At 71.7% G+C, this 26359-nt stretch carries 21 protein-coding genes; 9 read left to right on the top strand and 12 right to left on the bottom strand.

Translation table 11 applies throughout. The annotated features are described in order from the left end of the window. Positions 1-31 precede the first annotated feature (31 nt). From OG802_RS10000 to OG802_RS09970, 7 genes are all read left to right on the top strand, one after another. On the top strand, positions 32-1306 hold the full coding sequence (locus tag OG802_RS10000) for an extracellular solute-binding protein (protein ID WP_329409215.1): 1275 nt from the start codon (positions 32-34) through the stop codon (positions 1304-1306). Between the two features lie 113 nt (positions 1307-1419). Beyond that, positions 1420-2424, top strand: coding sequence for a carbohydrate ABC transporter permease (locus OG802_RS09995; protein ID WP_329409213.1), 1005 nt, complete (start codon positions 1420-1422; stop codon positions 2422-2424). 13 nt (positions 2425-2437) lie between these two features. Then, a complete protein-coding gene (locus OG802_RS09990; RefSeq protein WP_329409211.1) occupies positions 2438-3346 on the top strand; it encodes a sugar ABC transporter permease in 909 nt (302 codons plus the stop codon). A gap of 170 nt (positions 3347-3516) precedes the next feature. Then, a complete protein-coding gene (locus OG802_RS09985) occupies positions 3517-5205 on the top strand; it encodes a glycoside hydrolase family 13 protein (RefSeq protein WP_329409209.1) in 1689 nt (562 codons plus the stop codon). Between the two features lie 314 nt (positions 5206-5519). Next, positions 5520-6905, top strand: a complete 1386-nt coding sequence (locus OG802_RS09980) for an alpha-amylase (protein ID WP_329409207.1) — start codon at positions 5520-5522, stop codon at positions 6903-6905. 143 nt (positions 6906-7048) lie between these two features. Further along, positions 7049-12454, top strand: a complete 5406-nt coding sequence (gene pulA, locus OG802_RS09975) for a pullulanase-type alpha-1,6-glucosidase (RefSeq protein WP_443055440.1) — start codon at positions 7049-7051, stop codon at positions 12452-12454. Between the two features lie 194 nt (positions 12455-12648). Beyond that, positions 12649-13014 carry a 5-carboxymethyl-2-hydroxymuconate Delta-isomerase gene (locus tag OG802_RS09970; RefSeq protein ID WP_329409204.1) on the top strand — a complete coding sequence of 122 codons (366 nt, stop codon included), beginning with the start codon at positions 12649-12651 and terminating at the stop codon, positions 13012-13014. A gap of 4 nt (positions 13015-13018) precedes the next feature. Here OG802_RS09970 and OG802_RS09965 read toward each other — a convergent pair whose 3' ends face one another. From OG802_RS09965 to OG802_RS09955, 3 genes are all read right to left on the bottom strand, one after another. Then, positions 13019-13708, bottom strand: coding sequence for a TetR/AcrR family transcriptional regulator (locus tag OG802_RS09965; RefSeq protein WP_329409202.1), 690 nt, complete (start codon positions 13706-13708; stop codon positions 13019-13021). Between the two features lie 178 nt (positions 13709-13886). Continuing rightward, positions 13887-15815: a hypothetical protein gene (locus OG802_RS09960; protein ID WP_329409201.1), complete on the bottom strand. Its 1929-nt coding sequence runs from the start codon at positions 15813-15815 to the stop codon at positions 13887-13889. A gap of 137 nt (positions 15816-15952) precedes the next feature. After that, positions 15953-16456: a tetratricopeptide repeat protein gene (locus tag OG802_RS09955; RefSeq protein ID WP_329409200.1), complete on the bottom strand. Its 504-nt coding sequence runs from the start codon at positions 16454-16456 to the stop codon at positions 15953-15955. A gap of 101 nt (positions 16457-16557) precedes the next feature. Here OG802_RS09955 and OG802_RS09950 point away from each other — a divergent pair, with 101 nt between their 5' ends. Further along, on the top strand, positions 16558-16971 hold the full coding sequence (locus OG802_RS09950) for a hypothetical protein (protein ID WP_329409198.1): 414 nt from the start codon (positions 16558-16560) through the stop codon (positions 16969-16971). Between the two features lie 89 nt (positions 16972-17060). On the opposite strand, the gene OG802_RS09945 is transcribed toward OG802_RS09950, so the two are convergent. From OG802_RS09945 to OG802_RS09910, 8 genes are all read right to left on the bottom strand, one after another. Continuing rightward, complete coding sequence (locus OG802_RS09945; protein ID WP_329409196.1) at positions 17061-18641, bottom strand: DUF1996 domain-containing protein; 1581 nt, start codon at positions 18639-18641, stop codon at positions 17061-17063. A 176-nt stretch (positions 18642-18817) separates the two neighbouring features. Then, positions 18818-19474, bottom strand: coding sequence for a response regulator transcription factor (locus OG802_RS09940; protein WP_329409195.1), 657 nt, complete (start codon positions 19472-19474; stop codon positions 18818-18820). Next, on the bottom strand, positions 19459-20739 hold the full coding sequence (locus OG802_RS09935) for a sensor histidine kinase (RefSeq protein WP_329409193.1): 1281 nt from the start codon (positions 20737-20739) through the stop codon (positions 19459-19461). The genes OG802_RS09940 and OG802_RS09935 overlap by 16 nt, the downstream gene beginning before the upstream one ends. A 52-nt stretch (positions 20740-20791) precedes the next feature. Further along, positions 20792-21835 carry an NAD-dependent epimerase/dehydratase family protein gene (locus tag OG802_RS09930; protein WP_329409191.1) on the bottom strand — a complete coding sequence of 348 codons (1044 nt, stop codon included), beginning with the start codon at positions 21833-21835 and terminating at the stop codon, positions 20792-20794. A 66-nt stretch (positions 21836-21901) separates the two neighbouring features. Beyond that, positions 21902-22486 carry a winged helix-turn-helix domain-containing protein gene (locus tag OG802_RS09925; protein ID WP_329409189.1) on the bottom strand — a complete coding sequence of 195 codons (585 nt, stop codon included), beginning with the start codon at positions 22484-22486 and terminating at the stop codon, positions 21902-21904. A 116-nt stretch (positions 22487-22602) separates the two neighbouring features. Beyond that, positions 22603-22725 (bottom strand): hypothetical protein, encoded by a 123-nt coding sequence (locus OG802_RS09920; protein WP_329409187.1) that lies wholly within the window; start codon positions 22723-22725, stop codon positions 22603-22605. A 144-nt stretch (positions 22726-22869) separates the two neighbouring features. Continuing rightward, positions 22870-23901, bottom strand: a complete 1032-nt coding sequence (gene glnII / locus OG802_RS09915; RefSeq protein WP_329409185.1) for a glutamine synthetase — start codon at positions 23899-23901, stop codon at positions 22870-22872. A gap of 213 nt (positions 23902-24114) precedes the next feature. Further along, on the bottom strand, positions 24115-24564 hold the full coding sequence (locus OG802_RS09910; protein WP_329409184.1) for a MarR family winged helix-turn-helix transcriptional regulator: 450 nt from the start codon (positions 24562-24564) through the stop codon (positions 24115-24117). 85 nt (positions 24565-24649) lie between these two features. Between OG802_RS09910 and OG802_RS09905 the strand changes: the two genes are divergently transcribed. Next, positions 24650-25531 carry an alpha/beta fold hydrolase gene (locus OG802_RS09905; protein WP_329409182.1) on the top strand — a complete coding sequence of 294 codons (882 nt, stop codon included), beginning with the start codon at positions 24650-24652 and terminating at the stop codon, positions 25529-25531. 3 nt (positions 25532-25534) lie between these two features. On the opposite strand, the gene OG802_RS09900 is transcribed toward OG802_RS09905, so the two are convergent. Then, positions 25535-26296, bottom strand: a complete 762-nt coding sequence (locus tag OG802_RS09900) for a hypothetical protein (protein WP_329409180.1) — start codon at positions 26294-26296, stop codon at positions 25535-25537. Positions 26297-26359: the final 63 nt, after the last annotated feature.

Below are 26359 nucleotides of genomic sequence, written 5' to 3'. Positions count from 1 at the left end.
TATACGGGCTTTCACCCTCAAGGAGAAACTCATGCGGCGTGGCATAGCGGCCACCGCGCTGGTGGCGTCCTTCGCCCTCGCGGCGACGGCCTGCGGCGGAGACGACAGCGGCAGCGACAACTCGTCCGGGCCGGTCACCATCACCTGGTGGGACACCTCCAACGCCACCAATGAGGCGCCCACGTACCAGGCTCTGGTCAAGCAGTTCGAGGCCGCCAACAAGGACGTCAAGGTCAAGTACGTCAACGTGCCCTTCGACCAGGCGCAGAACAAGTTCGACACGGCCGCCGGCGCCTCCGGCGCCCCGGACGTGCTGCGCTCCGAGGTCGGCTGGACCCCGGCCTTCGCCAAGAAGGGCTACTTCCTGCCGCTGGACGGCACGGACGCCCTGAAGGACCAGTCCAAGTTCAAGCCGAACCTGCTGGAGCAGGCCAAGTACGAGGGCAAGACGTACGGCGTCCCGCTGGTCACGGACACCCTCGCCCTGGTCTACAACAAGGCCCTCTTCGCCAAGGCCGGCATCACCACGGCCCCCAAGACCTGGGACGAGCTGAAGACCGCCGCCGCCACCGTCAAGGACAAGACCGGCGTCGACGGCTACTGGGGCTCCACCCAGGCCTACTACGCGCAGTCCTTCCTCTACGGCGAGGGCGCCGACACCGTCGACGCCAAGGCCAAGAAGATCACCGTCGCCTCGCCCGCGGCGAAGAAGGCCTACGGCACCTGGCTGGGCCTCTTCGACGGCAAGGGCCTGCACAAGGCCGACACCACGGCCGACGCGTACGCCCACATCCAGGACGCCTTCGTCAACGGCAAGGTCGCCGCGATCGTGCAGGGCCCGTGGGAGATCACCAACTTCTACAAGGGCGGCGCCTTCAAGGACAAGGCCAACCTCGGCATCGCGACCGTCCCGGCCGGCTCCGCCGGCACGGCGGGCGCCCCGACCGGCGGCCACAACCTGTCGGTCTACGCCGGCTCGGACAAGGCCCACCAGGCCGCCGCGCTGAAGTTCGTGAACTTCATGACCTCCGCCGCGTCGCAGTCGGCCATCGCCCAGAAGAACTCCACGCTGCCCACCCGTGACGACGCCTACACCGACGCCGTCAAGGCCGACCCGGGCATCGCGGGCTACCAGACCGTCCTGTCCGCCGCGCAGCCGCGCCCGGCGCTGCCGGAGTACAGCTCCCTGTGGGGCCCGCTGGACACCGAACTGCCCAAGATCGCGGGCGGCAAGGAGAGCCTCGACAAGGGCCTCGGCAACGCCGAACTCGCCATCGCCAAGCTGGTGCCGGACTTCAGCAAGTGAGTCCGCGTGGCCGCCGGACCCGCCCCCCACGGTGGGGAGGACCCGGCGGCCACCGGCCTGTGAGCCGTACCCCCGTCGACGATCCAGCGTGAAGATCCAGAAGGTGTCGAACCATGACAGTCGCCATCGACCGCGCGACCGGCAAGCGCCGCGGTGACCGTGAGCCGGGGCCCGGGCTCGCCGGACGCCTCAAGCGCGGCTACCACAAGCACTGGTACGCCTACGTGATGATCGCCCCGGTGGCGGTCGTCCTCGGCGTCCTCGTGCTGTACCCCCTGGTGTACGGCCTCTATCTGACGCTGACCGACGCCAACAGCCTCAACACCGCGCGCACGATCGGCGTCAACCACATCGACGCCACCTACAAGTTCATCGGCCTGGACAACTACGCCGACATCCTGTGGGGCCCCACCGCCTACGACCGCTTCTGGTCGCACTTCATCTGGACGATCGTCTGGACCGCGGCCTGTGTCGCCCTGCACTACGGCATCGGACTCGGCCTCGCCCTGCTCCTCAACCAGAAGCTGCGCGGACGGACCCTCTACCGGCTGATCCTGGTGCTTCCCTGGGCGGTGCCCACGTTCGTCACCGTCTTCGGCTGGCGCTTCATGCTCGCCGACGGCGGCATCATCAACTCCGCGCTCGACGCCCTGCACCTGCCCTCGCCCCTGTGGCTGGAGGACACCTTCTGGCAGCGGTTCGCCGCGATCATGGTCAACACCTGGTGCGGTGTGCCGTTCATGATGATCTCGCTGCTGGGCGGCCTGCAGTCGATCGACGCCTCCCTCTACGAGGCCGCCGAGATGGACGGCGCGAGCGCCTGGCAGCGCTTCCGCTTCGTCACCCTGCCCGGTCTGCGCTCGGTCAGCTCGACCGTCGTCCTGCTGGGCATCATCTGGACGTTCAACCAGTTCGCCGTCATCTTCCTGCTGTTCGGCAACACCGCGCCCGACGCGCAGATCCTCGTCACCTGGGCGTACTACCTCGGCTTCGGACAGCAGCCGCGTGACTTCGCCCAGTCCGCCGCCTACGGCATCCTGCTGCTGGCCATCCTGATCGTCTTCACCTCGTTCTACCGCCGCTGGCTGAACCGCAACGAGCAGCAGCTCGCGATCTGAGGCAGGAGTTCCCATGAGCACCACCACCACCGAGACCCCTGCCCCGGTCGCCGGACAGCGTCCCCCGAGGGCCCCGCGCCGGTCCCGCCGGCGCGGCGAGAACAGCCTCGCCGGAACGCTCGCCTCCCACGGCGTCCTGATCGTCGCCAGCCTGATCGCGCTCTTCCCGATCGCCTGGCTGGTCTACCTGTCCCTCGGCCCGGACAAGGACGACTACCTGCACCCGGGCGGCATCTGGGACAAGATGACGTTCTCCAACTACTCGTTCGTGCTCCAGCACACCGAGTTCTTCAACTGGCTGAAGAGCTCCCTGATCGTCACGCTCGGCACCACCGCCATCGGCGTGCTCATCGCCGCCACCACCGGCTACGCCGTCTCGCGCATGCGCTTCCCCGGCTACAAGAAGTTCATGTGGGTGCTGCTGGTCACCCAGATGTTCCCGGTCGCCGTGCTCATGGTGCCGATGTACCAGATCCTGTCCGACCTCCAGCTCATCGACAACTACCTCGGCCTGATCCTCGTCTACTGCACGACGGTCATCCCGTACAGCGCGTGGCTGCTCAAGGGGTACTTCGACACCATCCCCTTCGAGATCGACGAGGCGGGACGCGTCGACGGGCTCACCCCGTTCGGCACCTTCTTCCGGCTGGTGCTCCCGCTGGCCAAGCCCGGCCTCGCGGTGGCCGCCTTCTACAACTTCCTCACCGCGTTCAGCGAGGTCGCCTTCGCCTCGACGTTCATGCTCAGCGACGACAAGTACACGCTCGCCGTCGGCCTGCAGTCGTTCGTCAGCGAGCACGACGCCCAGCGCAACCTGATGGCCGCCACCGCCGTGCTGATCGCGATACCCGCGGCCGTGTTCTTCTACCTCGTGCAGAAGAACCTGGTGACCGGTCTGACCGCGGGCGGCACCAAGGGGTGACGCGCCCCGCCCGGCAGGTCCCCCGAAAGAACCCGGGGCGGCCGCGGTCACCATCCGACCCCGCTGTGACCGCGGCCGCCTCGTCACCCCTTTCACCCCCGTCACCACTTCACCCCCGTCACCCCTTCAACCACTCCGACCCGATGACTCCGTTAGGTACCAAGGACGCCATGAGCCAGCAGCCCGCAGCCCCGGCCCCCGCCCCCACCTCGGCCGTCGTCACCGTCGCGAAGCCCCGCGACTGGTGGCGGGACGCGGTGATCTACCAGGTGTACCCCCGCAGCTTCGCCGACAGCGACGGCGACGGCATGGGCGACCTGGAAGGCGTCCGCTCACGCCTTCCGTACCTGCGCGATCTCGGCGTGGACGCCGTGTGGCTCAGCCCCTTCTACGCCTCCCCGCAGGCCGACGCCGGCTACGACGTCGCCGACTACCGCGCGGTGGACCCGATGTTCGGCAACCTGCTCGACGCCGACGCCCTGATCCGCGACGCCCACGAGCTGAGCCTGCGCGTCATCGTCGACCTGGTGCCCAACCACTCCTCCGACCAGCACGAGTGGTTCAAGCGGGCGCTCGCGGAAGGCCCCGGCTCGTCCCTGCGCGACCGCTACCACTTCCGCCCCGGCAAGGGCGAGAACGGCGAACTCCCGCCCAACGACTGGGAGTCCATCTTCGGCGGCCCCGCGTGGACGCGCGTCACCGAGCCGGACGGCGCCCCCGGCGAGTGGTACCTGCACCTCTTCGCCCCCGAACAGCCCGACTTCAACTGGAACCACCCGGCCGTCGGCGACGAGTTCCGCTCCATCCTGCGCTTCTGGCTGGACATGGGCGTCGACGGATTCCGCATCGACGTGGCCCACGGCCTGGTCAAGGCCGAGGGCCTGCCCGACCTCGGCGCCCACGACCAGCTGAAACTGCTGGGCAACGATGTCATGCCGTTCTTCGACCAGGACGGCGTCCACGAGATCTACCGCCAGTGGCGGCTCATCCTGGACGAGTACTCCGGCGAGCAGATCTTCGTCGCGGAGGCGTGGACCCCCACGATCGAGCGCACCGCGAACTACGTCCGCCCCGACGAGCTCCACCAGGCGTTCAACTTCCAGTACCTGAGCACCGCGTGGGACGCGGCCGAGCTGCGCGAGGTCATCGACCGCACCCTGGAGTCGATGCGCCCGGTCGGCGCCCCGGCCACCTGGGTCCTGTCCAACCACGACGTCACCCGCCACGCCACCCGGTTCGCCAACCCGCCCGGTCTCGGCACCCAGATCCGCACCGCCGGCGACCGCGAGCTGGGCCTGCGCCGGGCCCGCGCGGCCACGCTGCTGATGCTGGCGCTGCCCGGCTCCGCGTACGTCTACCAGGGCGAGGAACTCGGCCTGCCCGACGTCGTCGACCTGGCCGACGAGGTCCGCCAGGACCCGGCGTACTTCCGCGGCGCCGGCCAGGACGGCTTCCGCGACGGCTGCCGGGTGCCGATCCCGTGGACGCGCGACGGCTCGTCCTACGGCTTCGGAGACGGCGGCAGCTGGCTTCCGCAGCCGGCCGGCTGGGGCGAGCTGAGCGTGGCGGCCCAGACGGGCGACCCCGGCTCGACCCTGGAGCTGTACCGCTCGGCCCTGCGCGTGCGCCGTGCCCTCCCCGACCTGGGCGCGGGCGACTCGGTGGAGTGGCTGAAGGCCCCCGAGGGCGTTCTCGCCCTGCGGCGCGGGGAGTTCGTGTGCGTCGCGAACACGACGGGCGAGTCGGTGACGACCCCCGCGTACGGGCGCGTGCTGCTCGCGAGCGGCGAGGTGACCGAGACGGACGCCGGCGAGGCGAAGCTGCCGGCCGACACGACGGTGTGGTTCACGACCGCGTGAAGACGGAACCGCGGGCGCGGACGACCTGACCGCCCGCACACGTGACCGCGTGACCGCCTGAACTCCGAGGCCCGTCGCCCCTCCCCGGGCGGCGGGCCTTCGGCATGGGCGCGCACCCGCGGGGCGGGACGGACCGGGACGCCGGGCCGCCGGTGTCGGTGGTCACCGGGGGATTCGGCCAGGGCCCGCCCGCGACCTCTTGCAGATCCTTCACACCGACCTCTGCACTTTTCGGCCGCCGACCCTTAACATCACGCCACTGCAAGGTATCTGAAAGATTGCAGCAAGAGCCTTCAAAGACGAAGGAACCCCACATGTCACACAGCAGACCCCTCACGGGCGCTCTCGCCCTGGCCGCCGCCCTGGCCGCGGTCGTCGTCCCCGGCGCTTCCCCCGCCTCCGCCGCCCCACCCGGCGTCAAGGACGTCACCGCCGTCCTCTTCGAGTGGAACTTCGCCTCCGTCGCCCGGGAGTGCACCAACACCCTCGGCCCCGCCGGCTACGGATACGTGCAGGTCTCTCCGCCCGCCGAGCACATACAGGGCTCGCAGTGGTGGACGTCGTACCAGCCCGTCAGCTACCGGATCGCCGGGCGGCTCGGCGACCGCACGGCGTTCCGGAACATGGTGAACACCTGCCACGCGGCGGGGGTGAAGGTCGTCGCCGACAGCGTGATCAACCACATGGCGGCGGGCGGCGGCACCGGGACCGGCGGCTCGTCGTACACGAAGTACGACTACCCGGGCCTGTACTCCTCCTACGACTTCGACGACTGCACCTCGCAGATCTCGAACTACGCGGACCGCTGGAACGTCCAGCACTGCGAACTCGTCGGGCTGGCCGACCTGGACACCGGCGAGGAGTACGTCCGCAAGACCGTCGCCGGCTACCTGAACGACCTGCTCGGCCTGGGCGTCGACGGCTTCCGCATCGACGCGGCCAAGCACATCGACGCCGCCGACCTCGCGAACATCAAGTCCCGGCTGACCGACCCCGGCGTGTACTGGAAGCAGGAGGTCATCCAAGGCGCCGGAGAAGCGGTCCAGCCCACCGAGTACACCGGCAACGGCGACGTCCAGGAGTTCCGTTACGCCTACGACCTCGAGCGGGTCTTTACCAGCGAGAAGCTCGCCTACCTGAAGAACTACGGGGAGGGCTGGGGGTACCTGAACGGCTCGGTCGCGGGCGTCTTCGTCGACAACCACGACACCGAGCGCAACGGCTCCACCCTGAACTACAAGGACGGCTCGGCCTACACGCTCGCCAACGTCTTCATGCTCGCCCACCCCTACGGCGCACCGGACGTCAACTCCGGCTACGAGTGGTCGAACGCGGACGCGGGACCCCCCAACGGCGGTGCCGTCAACGCCTGCTGGCAGGACGGCTGGAAGTGCCAGCACGCCTGGCCGGAGATCAAGGCGATGGTCGGCTTCCGCAACGCCACACGCGGGCAAGGGCTTTCGAACTGGTGGGACGACGGCGACGACGCCATCGCCTTCGGCCGGGGCGGCAAGGGCTTCGTCGCCGTCAACCACGAGACCTCCGCGCTGAGCCGGACGTTCAGCACCTCCCTGGCCGCGGGAACGTACTGCGACGTCCAGAACAACACGAGCGTCACGGTGAACGGCTCGGGCCAGTTCACGGCGACGCTGGGCGCCGGCACGGCCCTCGCGATCTACGCGGGCAAGTCCAGCTGCTGAAAACCCTTTCCGCATGTTGCATGACTCTTGCTGCAACCCTTGCGTGAGCGATACGGTCACGCGGGCGTTCGGCATCGTGGCCGAAACGCGCGCGGGGTCGGACCCGAGTACGCCGTAATCGCTAGGAGTTCACAACCGTGGACCTGATATCGAGAGGGCAGGCCGGCCGCTTCGGCCGCCCCCGGCTGCGCGCAGCCGTCCTCGCCGCCGCACTGGCCGTATCGCTTGCGCAACCCCTCGTGGCGCGGGCTCAGACCCCGCCCGCACCGCCGTCGGACGCCCGGCTCGCCGCCGAGCCGTCCCGGCACGACTCCACCCGTGAGCAGTTCTACTTCGTCATGCCGGACCGTTTCGCCAACGGCGACGCGTCCAACGACAAGGGCGGCCTGACCGGCTCCCGGCTGTCGACCGGCTACGACCCCACCGACAAGGGGTTCTACCAGGGCGGCGACCTCAAGGGCCTGACGAAGCGGCTCGACTACATCAAGGGCCTCGGCACCACCGCCATCTGGATGGCGCCGATCTTCGAGAACCAGCCCGTCCAGGGCGTCGGCAAGGACGCCTCGGCCGGCTACCACGGCTACTGGATCACCGACTTCACCAAGGTCGACCCGCACTTCGGCACCGGCAAGGACCTGGAGACCCTGATCTCCAAGGCCCACGCCAAGGGCATGAAGGTCTTCTTCGACGTCATCACCAACCACACGGCCGACGTCGTCGACTACGCGGAGAAGTCCTACGGCTATCTGTCCAAGGGCGCGTTCCCGTACCTGACGAAGGACGGCCGCCCCTTCGACGACGCGGACTACGCCGACGGCGCCGAGCCCTTCCCGCCGGTCGGCGCCGGCTCCTTCCCCCGCACGCCGGCCGTCCCGGCCGCGAAGAAGAACGCCAAGGTGCCGTCCTGGCTCAACGACCCGACGATGTACCACAACCGCGGCGACTCCACCTACGCGGGCGAGTCCGCGACCTACGGCGACTTCTCCGGGCTCGACGACCTGTGGACCGAGCGTCCCGAGGTCGTCAGCGGCATGGAGAAGATCTACGAGAAGTGGGTCGGCGACTTCGGGATCGACGGCTTCCGGATCGACACCGTCAAGCACGTGAACATGGAGTTCTGGACGCAGTGGGCGACCGCCCTCGACGCGTACGCGGCCCGGCACGGGCGCAAGGACTTCTTCATGTTCGGCGAGGTCTACTCCGCCGACACGTCCGTCACGTCCCCCTACGTCACCCGCGGCCGCCTCGACTCCACCCTCGACTTCCCCTTCCAGGACGCGGCCCGCCAGTACGCCTCCCAGGGCGGCAGCGCGAAGAAGCTCGCCTCCGTCTTCGCCGACGACTACAAGTACACGACCGACAAGGCCAACGCCTACGAACAGGTCACCTTCCTCGGCAACCACGACATGGGCCGCTTCGGCTGGTTCCTGAACCAGGACAACCCGAAGGCCACCGACGCCGAACTCCTCGCCAAGGACCGGCTCGCCAACGAGCTGATGTTCCTCAGCCGCGGCAACCCCGTCGTCTACTACGGCGACGAGCAGGGCTTCGCCGGATCCGGCGGCGACAAGGACGCCCGCCAGACGATGTTCGCCTCGAAGGTCGCCGACTACCTCGACGACGACGAGATCGGCACCGCCCGCACCCACGCGAGCGACGCCTACGACACCTCCGCCCCGCTGTACCGGCAGATCGCGGCCCTCGCCGCGCTCCGCAGGGCCAACCCCGCCCTGACCGACGGCGTCCAGACCGAGCGCTACGCGGACGACGGCCCCGGCGTCTACGCCTTCTCCCGCAACGGGACCGGCAAGGACGCCACCGAGTACGTCGTCGCCTTCAACAACGCCGGCACGGCGAAGCGGGCGACGTTCGCGACCGGCTCGGCGAACACCGCGTTCCACGGGATCCACGGCACGAAGAACACCGTCACCTCCGGCGCCGACCGGAGGATCACGGTGAGCGTGCCCGCGAACTCCGCCGTCGTCCTCAGGGCCGACCGCCGGCCGGCCGTCCCCGCGGCCCGGCCGACGATCACCCTGCACGCCCCCGCGGCGGGCGCCACCGGCACCGTCGAACTCGGCGCGGACGTCGGAGGCGGACAGCTCGCCCGCGTCGTCTTCGCGGCTCAGACCGGCACCGGGAAGTGGCAGATCCTCGGCTCCGCCGACCACGCCCCCTACCGGGTCACCCAGACCATCGGCGCCGGCCTGCCGCCCGGCACGCCCCTGCGCTACAAGGCCGTCGCCGTGGACCGGGCGGGCCGCAGCGCCGCCGCCACCGCCGCCTCCACCACCGGGACGTCGCCCGCCGAGGAGATCCCCACCGCGTCCTCGCGCGACTACGCGGTCGTCCACTACAAGCGCACCGACGGCGACTACGACGGCTGGGGCCTGTACGCCTGGGGCGACCTCGCCGACGGCGAGGCGACCACCTGGCCCGCCAGTCACCCGTTCGCGGGCCGCGACGCGTACGGCGCCTTCGCCTACGTCAAGCTGAAGCCGGGCGCGTCGGGCGTCGGCTTCCTCGTCATCGACAAGGCGGGGAACAAGGACGTCGCCGCCGACCGCACCATCGACGTCGGCAAGACCGGCGAAATCTGGATCGAGCAGGGCAAGGAGGCGGTCGTCACGCAGCGGCCCGACCATCCCGCCCAGGACACCGCGAAGGCCGTCCTGCACTACCACCGCGCCGACGGCGACTACGACGGCTGGGGCCTGCACGTCTGGACCGGCGCCGCGAACCCCACCGAGTGGTCCGAGCCCCTCCCGCCGGCCCGGACCGACGCCTACGGCGCGGTCTTCGAGGTCCCCCTCGCCGCCGGCGCCACCAGCCTGAGCTACATCGTCCACAAGGGCGACGACAAGGACCTCGCCGCCGACCGGTCGCTGGACCTCACCGCGAACGGCCACGAGGTGTGGCTGCTGAACGGACAGGAGAAGTACCTGCTCCCGCAGCCGGCCGGATCCGCCGCGGCCCTCGACCTCACCGCCTCCAAGACGGTCTGGATCGACCGGGACACCGTGGCCTGGAACGGCGCGGAGGCAGCCGCCTCCACCCAGCTGCTCTACAGCCGCACGGGCGCGATCGCGGTGAAGGACGGCAGGCTCACCGGCGACGCCAGGTGGCTGCGGTTGACGAAGAGCGCGCTCACCGACGCCCAGAAGGCGAAGTACCCCCACCTGAAGGACTACGCCGCCTGGTCCGTCGACCCGCGCGACCGCGACCGGGTGCGCGAGGCGCTGACCGGCCAGGTCGTCGCCACCCAGCGCACCGTCCAGGGCGCCGTCCTGGCCGCGACCGGCGTGCAGACCGCGGGCGTGCTGGACGACCTGTACGCGGCCGCCGCCTCGGCGAAGCTCGGCCCGGTCTTCCGCGACGGCCGCCCCACGCTGTCCGTGTGGGCCCCGACGGCGCAGAAGGTCGCCCTCGAGCTCGACGGCTCCACGGTCGCCATGCACCGCGACGACGCCACCGGCGTCTGGTCCGTCACCGGCCCGAAGAGCTGGAAGAACAAGCCCTATCGGTACGCCGTGACGGTGTGGGCGCCCACCGTGCGCCAGGTCGTCGTCAACAAGGTGACCGACCCCTACTCGCTCGCCCTGACCGCCGACTCCGCGCGCAGCCTCGTCGTCGACCTGGACGACCCGGCCCTGGCTCCCGGCGGCTGGTCGAAGCTCGCCAAGCCGAAGGCCGTCCCGCTGCGCGACGCCCGCATCCAGGAACTGCACGTCCGGGACTTCTCCGTCGCCGACCCGACCGTCCCGGCCAAGGACCGGGGCGGCTACCTCGCCTTCACCGACCGCGGCGGCGACGGCTCGAAGCACATGCGGGAGCTGGCGGCGGCGGGCACCTCGTACGTCCACCTGCTGCCCGTCTTCGACATCGCCACCATCGCCGAGAAGAAGGCCGACCAGGCCGCACCCGCCTGCGACCTCGCCTCCTACCCGGCGGCCTCCGAGAAGCAGCAGGAATGCGTGTCCGCGACCGCCGCGAAGGACGCCTACAACTGGGGCTACGACCCTTACCACTACACCGTCCCCGAGGGCTCCTACGCCACCGACCCCGACGGCACGGCCCGCACCGTCGAGTTCCGCAGAATGGTCCAGGCGCTCAACGGCGACGGACTGCGCGTCGTCATGGACGTCGTCTACAACCACACCGCGGCGAGCGGCCAGGCGCAGACCAGCGTCCTGGACCGGATCGTCCCCGGCTACTACCAGCGGCTCCTCGCCGACGGGTCCGTCGCCACCAGCACCTGCTGCGCCAACACGGCCACCGAGAACGCCATGATGGGCAAGCTCGTCGTCGACTCGGTCGTCACCTGGGCCCGGCAGTACAAGGTCGACGGCTTCCGCTTCGACCTCATGGGCCACCACCCGAAGGCCAACATCCTGGCCGTGCGCAAGGCCCTGGACGCCCTCACCCCCGCCCGCGACGGCGTCGACGGCAAGAAGATCATCCTGTACGGGGAGGGCTGGAACTTCGGCGAGGTCGCCGACGACGCACGCTTCGTGCAGGCCACGCAGAAGAACATGGCGGGAACCGGCGTCGCGACCTTCTCCGACCGGGCGCGTGACGCCGTCCGCGGCGGCGGCCCCTTCGACGAGGACCCCGGCGTGCAGGGCTTCGCCTCCGGCCTCTACACCGACCCCAACTCCTCGACCGCCAACGGCACCCCGGCACAGCAGAAGGCCCGGCTCCTGCACTACCAGGACCTCCTCAAGGTCGGCCTGACCGGAAACCTCGCCGACTACCGCTTCACCGACACCGACGGTAAGGAGGTCACCGGCGCCGAGGTCGACTACAACGGCGCCCCGGCCGGCTACGCGAAGGCGCCCGGCGACGCCCTCGCCTACGTCGACGCCCACGACAACGAGTCGCTGTTCGACGCCCTGGCCTACAAGCTCCCGGCCGGCGCCTCCGCCGACGACCGCTCCCGCATGCAGGTCCTCGCCCTGGCCACCGCCGCGCTCTCCCAGGGCCCGGCCCTGTCACAGGCCGGCACCGACCTGCTCCGCTCGAAGTCCCTCGACCGCAACTCCTTCGACAGCGGCGACTGGTTCAACGCCATCCACTGGAACTGCGCCGACGGCAACGGCTTCGGCCGCGGACTGCCCCCGGCCGCCGACAACGCCGCCAAGTGGCCGTACGCCAGGCCCCTGCTGGACACCGTCCGGGTGGGCTGCCCGCAGATCACCGCCGCCTCGGCCGCCTACCGCGACCTGCTGCGGATCCGGACGACGGAGAAGGCGTTCTCCCTCGAAACGGCCGCACAGGTGCAGTCGGCGCTCTCCTTCCCGCTGTCCGGCGAGGACGAGACCCCCGGCGTCGTCACCATGCGGCTGGGCGACCTGGTCGTCGTGTTCAACGCGACGCCCGACGCACAGCGGCAGACCGTGACCGCGCTCGCCGGGACCGGCTACCGGCTGCACCCGGTGCAGGCGTCCGGCGCGGACCCGGCCGTGCGCACCGCCTCCTGCACCGCGCGGTCGGGCACGTTCACCGTTCCGGCCCGGACCGTGGCGGTGTTCACCCGCACGACGCCCTAGACAGCCGCACCACCGTGCTGGAGCAGGCCTCGAACCAGGCCTGCTCCACCGGCGCGTCCGAGGCCGACCTGATGAGCGTCGACGGCACATCCGCACATGGCCGCAGTGCCCGTCGCGCCGGCCCCGAGGCCGGGGCACCGGACCCCGTCGTGAGGTCCTAAAGTGGGCCCGGTCGCCCTAGAACTGGAGCCCCCATGCCGCAGATCACCGTCGAAGTCTCCTCCGGGCTCGACCACGTCGACTGGCGCGCGTTCGCGCTGGAACTGCACCCCGTCGTCGTGGAGACGGCGGCCGCCAGGCTGGAGGCGTGCAAGACGCGGGTCCTGCGCACCGAGGCGGACGTCGTCGGAGCCGTCGCGGCGGACGGCGACGGAGGTCCTGCGATCGTCAATCTCACGATCGCCCTGCTGGCCGGCCGGACCGACGAGACGAAGGCCCGGCTCACCGAATCCGCCCTGGAACTGCTGCGCAAGCACATCGCGCCGGCCGACGGCGTGAGCCTGCACGTGTCCGCCGAGGTGCGCGACCTCGACCCGTCGTACCGCAAGTTCGAGGCCTGAGCGCTCAGGACGCGAGGGCGATCAGCCGGGTGGCCAGGTCGCCGAAGGGGCCGCCCGCGGGCTCGCCGCCCAGCACCGGCCGCAGCAGGATGCGCAGCTCGTCGTCGTAGGCCGCGCTGACGGCGGTCAGGGCGGCGAAGTCGTGCACGAGCTGGCGTTCCAGCTCCTCGCGCGGGATGCGCCGCCCGTCCAGCCAGATCAGCGCGGTCGATTCGGAGAGCGAGATCCAGGAGCGGACGACCAGTTCCAGCCGTGGCGGCGGATCGGTGACGCCCAGATGCGACAGGATCTGCTCGTAGGCGATCTGGCGCACCGAGTCGACGAGCGCGTTCGTCGTCGACGAGCCGACCGCCGGACCGCCGCGCATCAGGGCGGAGAAACCGGGCCCGTGGGCGTCGACGAAGTCGAAGAACCGGTGCATCACGCGCAGCAGCCGGGCGCCCAGCGGCCCCTCGTGCGGCTCGGTGAAACGGCTCGCCAGATCCTCCGACGCCCGCTTCAACGCGGCCTCGTACAAGCTGAGTTTGCCGGGGAAGTAGTGGTAGACGAGGGGGCGCGAGATCCCCGCGGCGGCGGCTATCTCGTCGATCGAGACCTCGTCCGGCGAACGCTGGGCGAACAGTTCGAGGGCGACGCCGATCAACTGCTGCCGACGCTCCTCGACTCCCATTCTGCGACGAACCCCGGTAGTCATGCGAACACCTTACCGATCGAATCCGGACTCGAACGGACCGGACCGTTCCAGGTGTTCTCCCTGATCCGCCGGCCGGCCGATCACCCGGTAGGCAGGGGCCGCCCGCCCGGGACCGCGGCGCACGGCCGCCGCCCCGGGGCAGGTTTGCCGCCCGCCCGGAACGGGCGCGAGCGGGCCGTCAGCGCAGTCCGCTGATCGGCCGCCCGTCCTTCGACTCGCCTTCCAGACCGGCCTGCGCGCCCTGCTTCGCCGCCAGCGTCAGCAGGTTCCCCCGCCCCGAGCCGCGCACCCCGCCGGTCGCGCGCACGGACGCCGTGTCCTTGTCGCCGGCCGCCAGGAGGTACCAGTGGCCGCCCTTGGACTTCCACAGCACCCCGGCCAGCACATGCGGATCGCGCGGACCGCACGCCGGCACGTCACCGGCCTTCGCCACGGCCGCCCCGAACAGCCCGCCCGGCGTGTGGAACTGCGCCAGCACCCGGTTGCCGTCGCCCCGCCACGTCTCGGCCCTGGTGCACACCCAGGACGCCGAACCGCTTCCGTCGGGCAGCGGCTGGCGCGCGTAACCCCAGGCGTTGACCGTCCGCACGCCCTGCCCGCGCGCGTCGGCCAGCGAACACGCGAACGGCGCCCACGTCCGCAGCGCCTGCGCGCCGCTCGCGTCCGCGGCCCCGGTCGGCCGCCCCGCGGTGATCCGGGCGGGCACCAGCTCGCCGAGGTCGCTGAGCAGATGACTGCCGGACGCGTCCGTCAGCTGGAGCACGTTCCACGTCGTGCACGCGGTGGTCCGGGTGACCGGACTGGCCAGCGGCGAGGTGATCCCGTCGGTCAGCGTCAGGTCCATCGTCCCGGCGCCCGGCTTCGACAGGTCCCGCTCGGCGGCCCCGGTCACCCACGGGGCCGTGAGATAGCGGACGTTGCCGTCGGCCCGGTCGAGCACCAGCGCGGCCGCCTCGGCGCCGCTCGCGCCGTCGACCCGCGCGAAGTCCAGGGCCGCGCCCGCCGTGCCGTCCGCGGGCTCCGCGTAGCGGGCGATGCGCAGCCCGTCGTAGAGGATCACCACGCGCGCGTTGGCGACCTCGCCGGCGTAGAGCAGCTGCGGCGGACCGGCCGGGCCCCCGGTGGGCGTCTCGGGAGTCGCGGAGACCTGGACGGTCTCCCCGGGGCGGGCCCAGACGGCGAGCGCGCGGCGCAGCAGCGCGGTGTCGCGGACCAGCGCGCCGCGCGCGGGCCACACCGAGAAGTCGGTGCGGGCGGAGGTCTTCCAGACGGCCGGGGAGATCCGCACCAGCCGTCCGGGGTCGAGGGCGGCCTCGGCGGCCGGGTTGCGCGCGTACGCCGGAGCGGCCGCGCCGTCCGGCCCCCAGCCGTCGCCGGGCAGCGCCACCAGCGCGCCGCACACCGCGAGCGCGGCCGCCGCGGCGAGCGCGGCCCTGGTGTGCCGGCGGCGGCGCATCAGATCGGTGGGCCGGGCCTGGAGGACGCACGGGTCGAACTCGCCGGACTCGGCGAGCAGCGCGTACTGCGCCGCCGGCACCCCCGCGGCCTCCCGCAGGGCCGCCTCCGCCTTCTCGACGCCGGCCCCGGTCAGCGCCTCGCGCACATCGCCGTCGGGAAGCCGCTCCAGACCGCGCAGGACGTAGGCGGCCCGCGCCGGGCCCGACAGCGCGGCGAGCCGCTGGTCGAGGGCGAGTTCGTCGGCGCCCCCGGATCGGGGGAACAGGCGCAGCCCCCACACCTGGGGGAACAGCGGCGGCAGCTGCGCCCGCCGGGGCCGGGAGCGCAGCGTCAGCGGGCGTCCCGCCTCCAGCGCCGAACGGACCACCTGGAGACGGACGTAGGCGTACCCGGGGTCGCCGTCACGGCCGGTGGACTGGGCCGGGATGACGGGAGCGGACGCCCGGCCGCGCGGCAGGGCGCGCTGGACGAGGGCGTGCGCGGTCAGGACGCGCCGGCCGCGGCCGAGGCCGGGCGGCAGCACGAGATAGGCGAGCCGGACCAGACGCGGGTAGTGCTCGACGAGCGCGGCTTCGGCCTGCTCGGCGTCGACGGTCCGGTCGGCTGCGGATCGGGCTGCGGGGCGTGGGGCGACATCCTGTGGCTGCACGCCCACCAGAACGAGCGAGACGCGCGATAGGTCACCGCCCGGACGGGCCCGCCGCCCGCCCCGCGGTTGCCCGGCCGCCGGGCCGGCGGGGCGGCGGCGGGCCGTCCGGGCGGGTCGACGACGCGTCGTGCCGGCGGTCAGTCGGTGACGAGCGCGCGGGCGTAGTGGGCCATCGAGCGCTGGTAGCGCGGCAGATGAGGGGCCAGGGCGCCGAGCACCAGGGACAGGCCCTCGCGGTCCCGGCCGAGGCTCGACAGGCACAGGGCCAGCGTGGCGCGCACGGCGTCGTCCAGTTCGTCGGAGGGCGCCGTCAGTTCGGGGGTCAGCAGCTCGACGCCCTCCTGGGCGCGGCCGATGTTGCGCAGCGAGCTGGAGAGCTGGATCTTGGCGCGTCTGCCCTTGTAGCCGCTGACGTCGCTCAGGCCGCGGGCGAGCGCCTCGCGGTAGAGCGGGGCCGCCCGGTCCGAGTGGCCGGTGGAGTCCCAGGCGCAGGCCCGCTCGAACAGTCCCAGCGGGCTGTCGCCGGGCAGTTCGGCGACGAGCGCGTCGATCAGCGCCCGGAAGTCCGCCGCCCTCGCCTCCGGGTAGTCGTCGAAAGAGGCCCAGGCGGCGCTCACGCGGTCTTCCCAGTCATGGTTCACCGGATCACCTTCGCACGCGTGTCCCACGCCCGGCACCGGTATTTTGAGCGCACCGCGCGCGGGAGCCGTATCCAGGGCGAGGCTCTCGCTTGGAGGAACAGATGAAGATGACCCGACCGATGCTCGCGACGGCGGCCGCCGCTGCGGCGCTGCTGCTGGCGGGATGCTCTTCCGGCGGCTCCGGGAAGGCGCAGGCGTCCATCCCCCAGGTGGCGACCGGCAGCCTGGAGCAGCTGGCCGCCGAGGTGAAGTGCACCCCCGACATGCAGACCGACGCGGACGAGATCCGCCAGGCGATCTGCAAGAACCGCGACGGCCGGTTCATCCTCGCCACGTTCGCCACCGACCGCGGACTGCGCGAGTGGATCAACACGGCCAAGGATTACGGCGGCCACTACCTCGTCGGCCGCAAGTGGGTGGCCGTCGGCGAGGACTCCACGGTCGCCGCGCTGCGCACCACGCTCGGCGGGGACATCGAGCAGGGGACCGACCACTCCGCGCACTCGGGTCACTGACCGTCCGCCCGCCCCCGGTGCGGACGGCGAAGAGCCGGCGGTGGGATCTCCCACCGCCGGCTCTTTTGTGCGGTCACCGCGTCAGCGTGTCACTGGCAGCGCTGGCCGCGGTTGATGCAGCTGGCGATCTTGTTCGCCAGGTTGTTCTTGGTGATGCTGATGAAGTCGTCGTGGTCGGTGGACGGCTTGTGGAGCTGCTCCGGGAAGCCGTCGACCGCGTAGGCGTTCTTCACCTGTCCGTTCTGGATGACCGGCGCGGGAACGTCGTAGACGAGGCGCATCGTCAGCTGCGGGATCGCCTTGAAGCCGTTCTGGCAGTTGCCGTTGGCGTCGGCGAAGGCCACGTGCGAACGGTGGTTGGCGCTGTCGGCGTTCTTGCCGTCCCAGCAGCTCTGGAAGGCGAACGAGCGGACCACGCTGCTGCCCTTGGGGCAGATCGGGTACTGCTCGGTCAGCTGCACCTTGTTCTCGAAGCCGGTGCAGCTCCAGTGCGCGTTGGCGTTCGCCAGGCCGTTGGTGGTGGTCTTGGCGTCACCGGTGATGATCCGCAGGAACTGCGGCATCGCGACGACCTTGCTCTTCGGGCTGCCGACGTACTTGATCTCCGCCTGCTTGGCGGTCAGGATCTTGCCGACGTTGCCTTCCTTGCCACCGCCGTCCCGGTTCTGGTCGAACTCCTGGGTGCCGTTCTGCAGACGCAGCACCGGCCAGTAGTAGGACGACAGGTCGCTCTTGTTCGAGCAGCTGGTGCCGCCCTGAAGGAACGTGTTGTTGCTGGAGAACGCGTTGATCTTCTGGTTGCCGACGTAGTCGTGCGTGTGGTGCGCGCCGTTGGTCACGCCCGGCGCCACGATCACGTTGTCGGTGTTGAAGTTCTTGTTCGCGTTCACGCCGCAGGAGGCGGTGAACGTGCCGTTCGAGGCACGGTTGTTCTTGCGGGGCTTGGCCTTGACGTTCGCCTGGACCTTCGTGATGTCGACGAAGTCCGAGGCGACGGGACCGTTGCCGCCCTGCCCGCCGTTGCCGCCCTGCTGCTGGCCGCCGTTGTTCTGGCCGCCGTTCTGCTGGCCGCCGTTGTTCTGGCCGCCGTTGTTCTGGCCGCCGTTCTGCTGACCGCCGTTGTTCTGCTGGCCGCCCTGCTGCTGGCCGCCGTTCTGCTGGCCGCCGTTCTGCTGACCGGCGTTCGCGTTGTTCGCCGCCTGCGTGGTGCAGGCCGCGAGCTGGCTCAGCGAGTTGTCGAACTGGCCGCCCGAACGCTGGATGTTGATGCGGATCCGGTCGATCGTCGCGCCCCGCTTCTCCTTGAGGGGGCCGACGATCGCGTTCTGCACGAAGCCGGGGTCACCGGCCTGGGCCTGGCGGGTGGAGGCGAGCCGGGCGTAGGCCTCGGTGATCTGCTTGTCGAGGTTGGCCAGCTCGCTCGCGACGCCCTGCTTGGCCCCGTTGGGCACGCTCGTCAGCTTCTGCCCCACGTCCGGGCAGGAGATGGTGGCGACCTGCACGGCCGCGTTGGCGGCCTTGGTCTCGTTCTGGCCCGAGCTGTTCGACTCGTGCGCCGAAGCGTAGAAGTTCGCCCAGATCAGCCCGCCCCCACCGAGCGCTAGGGCCGCCGATGCTGCCACGGCCTTCGTGGCCATCGACGAACGGCGTTTACGTGTGTTGCGTCCCATGGAACTCCTCTGACTTCCTTGCGGGGCAGCATCGAGGCGCCCGACAGGAGTGAAGCTGAAGCTGCTTCCTCCCTTACGCATCACGCCCCACAGGTGTTCAGCCCGCTCAGAAATTCATGAGAGCCCGCTGCGACAAAACCTCCGCAAACCCCTCACAGCGAGCTGCAGTTGATCACTCACAGACCTCGGTCCAGATAGGCCAGAACCGCCAGCACCCTGCGGTTGTCGTCGTCCGAGACCTCCAGGCCCAGCTTCACGAAAATGTTCGCGGTGTGTTTGGCGACGGCCCGCTCGGTGACCACCAGGCTGCCCGCGATCGCCCCGTTCGACCTGCCCTGCGCCATCAGCTCCAGCACCTCCCGTTCGCGCGGGGTGAGCCGGTCCACCGGCCCGCGGCCGTCGTTGGCCCGCCGCGCCAGCAACTGCTGGATCACCTGCGGGTCCATCGCCGTGCCGCCCGCGGCGACCCGCCGCACCGCGTCCACGAACTGCTCCGCGTCGAAGACCCGGTCCTTCAGCAGGTAGCCGACCCCGCCGCTGCCGTCGGCGAGCAGCTCGCGCGCGTACAGCTGCTCGACGTGCTGGGAGAGCACGAGCACCGGAAGCCCCGGCCGCCTGCGGCGGGCCTCCAGCGCGCACTGAAGCCCCTCGTCCGTGTGCGTGGGCGGGAGCCGGACGTCGACGACGGCGACGTCCGGCTCCAGTTCGGCGAGGGCCCGCTCCAGTTCGGGCCCGGACTCGACGGCGGCGGCGATCTCGAAGTCGTAGGCCTCCAGCAGCCGGACGAGACCGTCCCGCAACAGGAAGAGGTCTTCGGCTAGGACAACACGCAAGGGATCTCCATGGTCACCATGGTGGGACCGCCGGCGGGCGAGCCGACGGCCAGGACACCGTCGAATGTACCGAGCCGCCGTTCGAGTCCGGTCAGGCCCGAGCCCGCCCCGATCACCGCGCCGCCCCTGCCGTTGTCGGTGACCGAGATCCGCAGACTGCCGTCCGAGTGCCGCAGGTCCACCCAGATCCGGTCGGCGCCGGAGTGCTTGACGGCGTTGGTGAGCGCCTCGCTCACCGCGAAGTAGGCGGCCGACTCCACCGGCGCCTGCGCCCGGCCCGGCAGCTCCACCTCGACCTCCGTCGCGATGGGCAGCCGCAGCGCCAGCGCCCGCACCGCGTCGCCCAGTCCGCGCTCGGCCAGCACCGGCGGATGGATGCCGCGCACCAGGTCGCGCAGTTCGCCGAGCGCCTCGGCGGACGACCGGCGGGCCTGCGCGAGGAGTTCCTTGGCCTTCTCGGGGTTCTTGTCGACGAGCATCTCGACGGTTCCGAGATCCATGCCCATCGCCACCAGCCGGGCCTGGGCGCCGTCGTGCAGATCCCGCTCGATGCGACGCAGCTCGGCGGCGGAGGAGTCCACGGCGTCCCGCCGGGTCTCGGTCAACACCCTTACGCGCTCGGTCAGTTCGGCCTGGCTGGGGGCGAGCAAGGACCGGGTGAGGCGGAAGTGGTTCGTCAGCAGGCGCGGGGTGTGGAAGTAGGCGAGCGCCAGGAGCACGCAGGCCAGGGCCGCCGCGCCGAAGGCCGACGCCTGGTCGGTGACCGGCACGAAGCCGTACCAGTAGGTGTCGCCGGTCGCGTTGCGGTACACCCGCCACATCCCCGCCGCCAGCGCGAAGCCCTCCACCGCGTAGAGGGCCAGCGCGGCCGGCAGCAGCGCGGTGAAGTATCCGGCCGTCATGTCGACCAGCAGCCACCGCAGATCACGCCAGGTCGCCGGGTCCCGGAGCATCGCGGACGCGCGCACCCACGGCTTCGCGTCCCGCGGCACCGGCCGGTAGGCGGACGGGATGCGTATGCCGCACCACTTCTCCGCGAGGGCCCGGCGCCGGTCGGCGAAGGACCGCACCCAGGTGAGCGCCCACGGCGTCGTGACCAGCCCGACCCCCACGACCGGGACGAGCGCGATCGAGACGACGGCGACCGTGTAGCACAGGATGGCCTCGGGCAGGCAGACCAGGGCCAGGAGGAGGGACCGGCCGGAGGCGAGCGCCGCCGCCCGGGCCTGCGTGCCCATGCTGCCGCTTTGCGTGTTGGCGTTCATGGCGTCAGTCTCGCGGACCGCCGAGCGGCGGTCACGGGGCCGAGGTCCCCGCTCAGGAGGTGGTGCCAGATACACCCCCCGTGCCCGCGCCGCCGCCCGCCGCGAGGACCTTCGCCTCGACCTCCGGGTCCAGCGTCCTGCGGGGCCGGTCGGGACGCTGGGGCGCGACGCCGCCGATCGACGCCAGCCAGCTCCAGGTGTCGGCGACGGTCTCCCCGACCGGACGGCAGACGAGCCCCGCGGCGACCGCCCGCGAGACGTCGGCCGCGTGCAGGGCGTCGTGCAGGTCGGTGCCCGGCGGCACCCACACGGGCAGCTCGGTCCACGGCTCGATGCCCGCGTCGAGCACGGTCCGCGGCGCCGTCCAGCGCAGTTCGGCGTCCGAGCCGGTGGCCCGCACGCACGCCTCCAGCAGCCCGCCCATCGTCGTGTGGCCCTGCGGGCTCATCAGGTTGTACGGCCCGCTCAGCTCCTGCTCGACCGCGCCCAGGATCCACCCGGCGAGGTCGCGGACGTCGACGTACTGCAGGGGCAGGTCGTGCGGGCCGGGCGCGAGGACCGGGCCGCCGCGGGCGATCCGGGTCAGCCACCAGGGCAGCCGGCCCACGTTCTCGTACGGACCGAGGAGCAGCCCGGCCCGTACGAGGACGCTGTCGCGCTCGCCGAATCCGTCGAGGGCGGCCAGTTCGCCGCCGCGCTTGTCCCGCGCGTAGTCGCTCTGCCCGGCGTCGGGCGCGGCGCCCTCGACGACCGGCGCGTCCTCGGTGTACCCGGCGGGTGGGGCCCACGCGTACACCGAGCAGCTGGAGACGTATACGTACCGGCGGGCGCGGCCGCGCAGCAGCCGCGCCGCCTCGTGCACCGCGCGCGGGGCCGCCGACCACGTGTCGACGACGGCGTCCCAGTCGCCTTCGCCGGGGGCGTCGAGCGCGGCCAGGCCGCCGGGCGCGGTCCGGTCGCCGGTCAGCGACCGGACGCCGGGGGCGGCGGCCTGCCGTCCCCGGTTGAGGACCGTCACGTCCCAGCCGCGTGCGAGGGCCGCCTCCACGACGGCCCGTCCCGCGAACTCCGTTCCGCCCAGCACCAGAAGTCTCATGCCGGTGACTGTGCCCGGTGCGCGCCCGGAAGCCAACCGCCCTCTGCCGTCGGCAGAGGGGGCGGGTCAGCGGGTGACCGGCGGGGTGTACTTGTAGCCGACGCGGCGCACCGTCTGGATGGACTGACGGTGCTGGGCGCCCAGCTTGCGGCGCAGCCGGGCGATGTGGACGTCGACCGTGCGGCCGTCGCCGACGTGGCCGTAGCCCCACACGGTGGTGACGAGCTGGTCGCGGGTGTGCACCCGGTTCGGGTGCGCCACGAGGTGCGCGAGCAGTTCGAACTCCAGGTAGGTGAGGTCGAGTCGGCGCCCGTCCACCTCGGCGGTGCGCTGCACGGTGTCGATCCGCACGAGCGGGTGTCCGTCGGGCCCGGCCTCGTCGGCCGCGGGCCGCTCCGGCACTGCCACGGGCAGGAACGGCGGCTGCCGGTCGGCGGGCACGAGCACCAGGTAGCCGACCATCGGCGGCCGGCCCGGCAGGGCGGGCAGGGTGTGCTGGGGGGCGGGCAGCCAGGTCGCGCCGGGCGGCAGGAAGTCCGCGACGTCGACCACCTCGTCCCGGTCGACGGCGCGCAGCCGGTGACGGGCGGCGCCGGCCGGGGCGGCGGCGGGGAGGGCGGGAGCGGAGGAGAGGGTACGGGTGGTCGCCATGAGACGTCAGCTCTTTCGCGCGAGGAGTTCGTCGGGGAGGACGACGGCCGCGATGCGTGATCGGGCTCGTCGAGGACGTACGTCGTGCGCGCTGGCCGAAGGCCGGGTGTACGGCTTTAGAGGGCCCGCGCGTTCGTCGCGCGGCAACACACCCGGTCGAAGTCGTGGTGCTGACGGGAGGGCCAGAACGGCTCGAGGTCGAGGCGACCCGTCGCGGTGTTCTTCTGGAAGCCGACCATGCCCCCATTGAAGCAGACGCCCGCCCGTCGCAGGAGCCTCCTCTCACAGCGTGGACGCGCCCCCGGCGCGGCGCCGGCCCCGGAGCGACGGCGAGGGGCGCCCGCCGGACAGTCGGCGGGCGCCCCTCGTGACACGTGCGGGGATCAGACCTGGGCGGCCTTCTCCAGCGCGGAGCAGCAGGTGTCCACGATCAGCCGGGTCACCAGGTACGGGTCGACGTTGGCGTTCGGGCGGCGGTCCTCGATGTAGCCCTTGCCGTCCTTCTCGACCTGCCACGGGATGCGCACCGAGGCGCCGCGGTCGGAGACGCCGTAGGAGTACTCGTTCCACGGGGCGGTCTCGTGCAGACCGGTCAGACGGTCGTCGATGCCGGCGCCGTAGTTCTTGACGTGGTCGAGCGGCTTGGAGCCCTCGCCGAGCGACTCGCACGCGGTGATGATCGCGTCGTAGCCCTCGCGCATCGCCTTGGTGGAGAAGTTGGTGTGCGCGCCGGCGCCGTTCCAGTCGCCCTTGACCGGCTTCGGGTCGAGGGTCGCGGCGACGCCGAAGTCCTCGGCGGTGCGGTAGAGCAGCCAGCGGGCCACCCACAGCTGGTCGGAGACCTCCAGCGGGGCCAGCGGACCGACCTGGAACTCCCACTGGCCGGGCATGACCTCGGCGTTGATGCCGGAGATGCCGAGACCGGCGGCGAGGCAGTTGTCGAGGTGCGCCTCGACGACCTCGCGGCCGAAGATCTCGTCCGCGCCCACGCCGCAGTAGTAGCCGCCCTGCGGGGCGGGGAAGCCGCCCTTGGGGAAGCCGAGCGGGTAGCCGTCCTGGAAGAACGTGTACTCCTGCTCGATGCCGAAGATAGGCTCCTGGGCGGCGAACCGCTCGGACACCTCGGCGAGCGCGGCACGGGTGTTGGACTCGTGCGGCGTCATGTCGATGTTGAGGACCTCGCACAGGACGAGGATGTCGTCGCCGCCGCGGACCGGGTCCGGGCAGGTGAAGACCGGCTTGAGGACGCGGTCCGAGGCGTGGCCCTCGGCCTGGTTCGTGGAGGACCCGTCGAAGCCCCAGATCGGCAGCGCGTCGAGACCGGCGGGAGCGCCCTCGATGATCTTCGTCTTGGAACGGAGCTTCGCCGTCGGCTGGGTGCCGTCGATCCAGATGTACTCAGCCTTGAAGGTCACGGGCCACTTCCTTCGGGGTGTGTCTGACGCACGTGCGGGTGCTGCGGCGCTGCGGCACTGGGGCGCCGCCTGTTTGTCCCGAAGCTTGTCAACAGGCGATTTCCCGGTCATTGCTCGAATGTGAACCCCGTGTTACCTGGCGCTGGTGTGGCCGGCCTCACGCGACGGGACGCCGCCGGGGGAGAGGTGGCCCGGGAGAGAACGGTCGGTGTGTCAGCCCGCCTCGGCCGCGGCCCGGCGCACGCCCTCCAGGAAGCCGTGGATCGCGGCCCGCTCGCGCTCGTCGTATTCCTCCAGCAGGCCGGCCACGCGCGCGATGAGCGGACCGAAGAATGCCTGGCCCAGCTCCACCGCGCGCTCGTCGACCTCGACGACGACCCGGCGGCGGTCCGCGGCGCCGCGCACCCGCCGCGCGTGCCCGGCGCGCTCCAGCCGGTCGACGAGGGCCGTCGTGCCCGCCGAGTTCAGGCCGAGCGCGGCCCCGAGCCGCCCCGTCGTCGTCTCCTCGCCGGCCCGGCGCGCGTCCATGAGGACGATCAGCGCGCGCACGTCCGTCGGGTGCATGCCGTTGTGCTGGGCGAACCGGGCGCTGTGCAGCCCGAGTTCGACCGTCGCCGCGCGCAGCAGGTGCACGGTCTCCAGGTGCGGGTCGTCGGACGGCATACCGCGGCGCTCCCTCGGCTATCATCTCGCTCAGCGAGTCTCTCGCTGAGCGAGATGATATCGGAAGGCAGGGGAGCGGGGCTTCATGAACGCGTACGACGACGAGGCTTTCCAGGCGGCCTACGAGACCGTCATGGCCAGATGGCCGGCCGACCGCGAGGCCGTCCGGGTCCCCACCCCGTACGGCGCCGCGTACGTCAACGCCTGTGGCCCGCGCGACGCGCCCCCGGTGCTGCTCCTGCCGGGCGGCGGGGGAGCGACCTCGGCGTCCTGGTACGCCCAGGCGGCCGGTCTCGCGCGGGTGCGGCGGGTGTACGCCCTCGATCTCGTCGGGGCGGCGGGCCGCAGCACCGGCGACGGGGTGCGCACCCTCGCCGACCTCGACGCCTGGCTGGACGCGGTGCTCACCGGCCTCGGCGTCGACCGCGCGGACGTCGGCGGCCACTCCTACGGCGGCTGGCTCGCGCTCCGCCTCGCGCTGCGCGCCCCCGAGCGGGTGCGTCGCCTGTTCCTCCTCGACCCGACCCAGTGCTTCGCCGGGTTCGCGACGACGTACCTGCTGCGCGCCCTGCCGATGCTGGTGCGGCCCACCCCGCGCCGGGTGCGCGCCTTCCTGGAGTGGGAGACCGGCGGGGCGGGACTGGACCCCGACTGTCTGCGGTTGCAGGAGGCGGCCGCCGGATTCCCGGCGCGTCGGCCGGTGACCGGCTCGCGCCCGCGGCCCGAGGCCCTGCGAGGGCTGGACTCGCCGGTCCTGCTGCTCGTGGCCGCGAACAGCAGGACCTCGGCGCGCCCTCGGCTCCTCCCGAGTGGGGCGGACCCCTTCGCATACGGGCCGGCGGCCCGGGCGAGGGCGGCGGTGCGCGATCTGGAGACGGTCGTCGTCCCGGACGTCTCTCACCACGCGCTGCCGTCCGCCCTCCCCGAGGACGCGGCCCGCCGGGTCATCGCCTTCCTCGACGGCTGAGCCTCACCCCACCTTCTCGATCAGGGCCCGCCGGATGAGGAACTTGCCGGGCTCGCGGACCTGTTCGAAGGCCGCGTTGTTGAGCAGGGCGCAACTGCCGGAGACCGAGGTCACCTCGACGGTCGTGGACTTGTTGTTGTCCAGGTTGGTGACCTTCAGCTTGGTCCCGGCCGGGAACTGGTTGCTCGACGCCGCCGGGGCGCCGGCCTCGCCCGACAGGGTGACCGTGGAACCGTTGCAGACCTGGCGGCCGGAGGCGGCGCCACCGTTTCCCGCGGCGCCGTTGTTCCCGGCGTTCCCGGCGTTCCCGGCGTTCCCGGCGTTGCCGCCGTTCCCCGCGGGGGCGGAGGCCGCCTGCGAGGGCTGGGCCTGCCCCCCGCCCTGCTGTGCCCCGCCCTGCTGTGCCCCGCCCGTCTGGGAGCCGCCCGCCTGGGAGTCCTGAGCCGACTCCCCGACGGCGCACCCGGACGCCTTCTGCTGGACCTTGATCTGCGCGATGACCGCCTCGCGGTTGGCGATCCGCGCCTCGGACTGCGCGTCCGGAGCGGCCCGCTGACCGTCGATGAACTTCTGGTTGTTGCCGAGCGCGGTGGCGAGTCCCTGACAGACCGTCGAGTTCGCGGCCGACAGCGGCGTCGCGTTCTGCGGCGTCTGGGCGGCGTTCGAGGTGTTCGCCATCACGAAGGCCCCGGCGCCCGCGACCGCCGCCGCGCTGACGAGCAGCGCGATCTTCTTCTTCGTGGCGACTGTTCTCCTGCGCGACATGCGCGCCTCCTGACGGATAGGGGAGCGTACGCCGCTATGTACGAGATACCGAACGAGGCTGCT

Source organism: Streptomyces sp. NBC_00704, assembly GCF_036226605.1.
Lineage (GTDB): Bacteria > Actinomycetota > Actinomycetes > Streptomycetales > Streptomycetaceae > Streptomyces.
The sequence above is the reverse complement of the archived record's forward strand: the minus strand, read 5'-3'. Positions and strand labels throughout refer to the sequence as shown.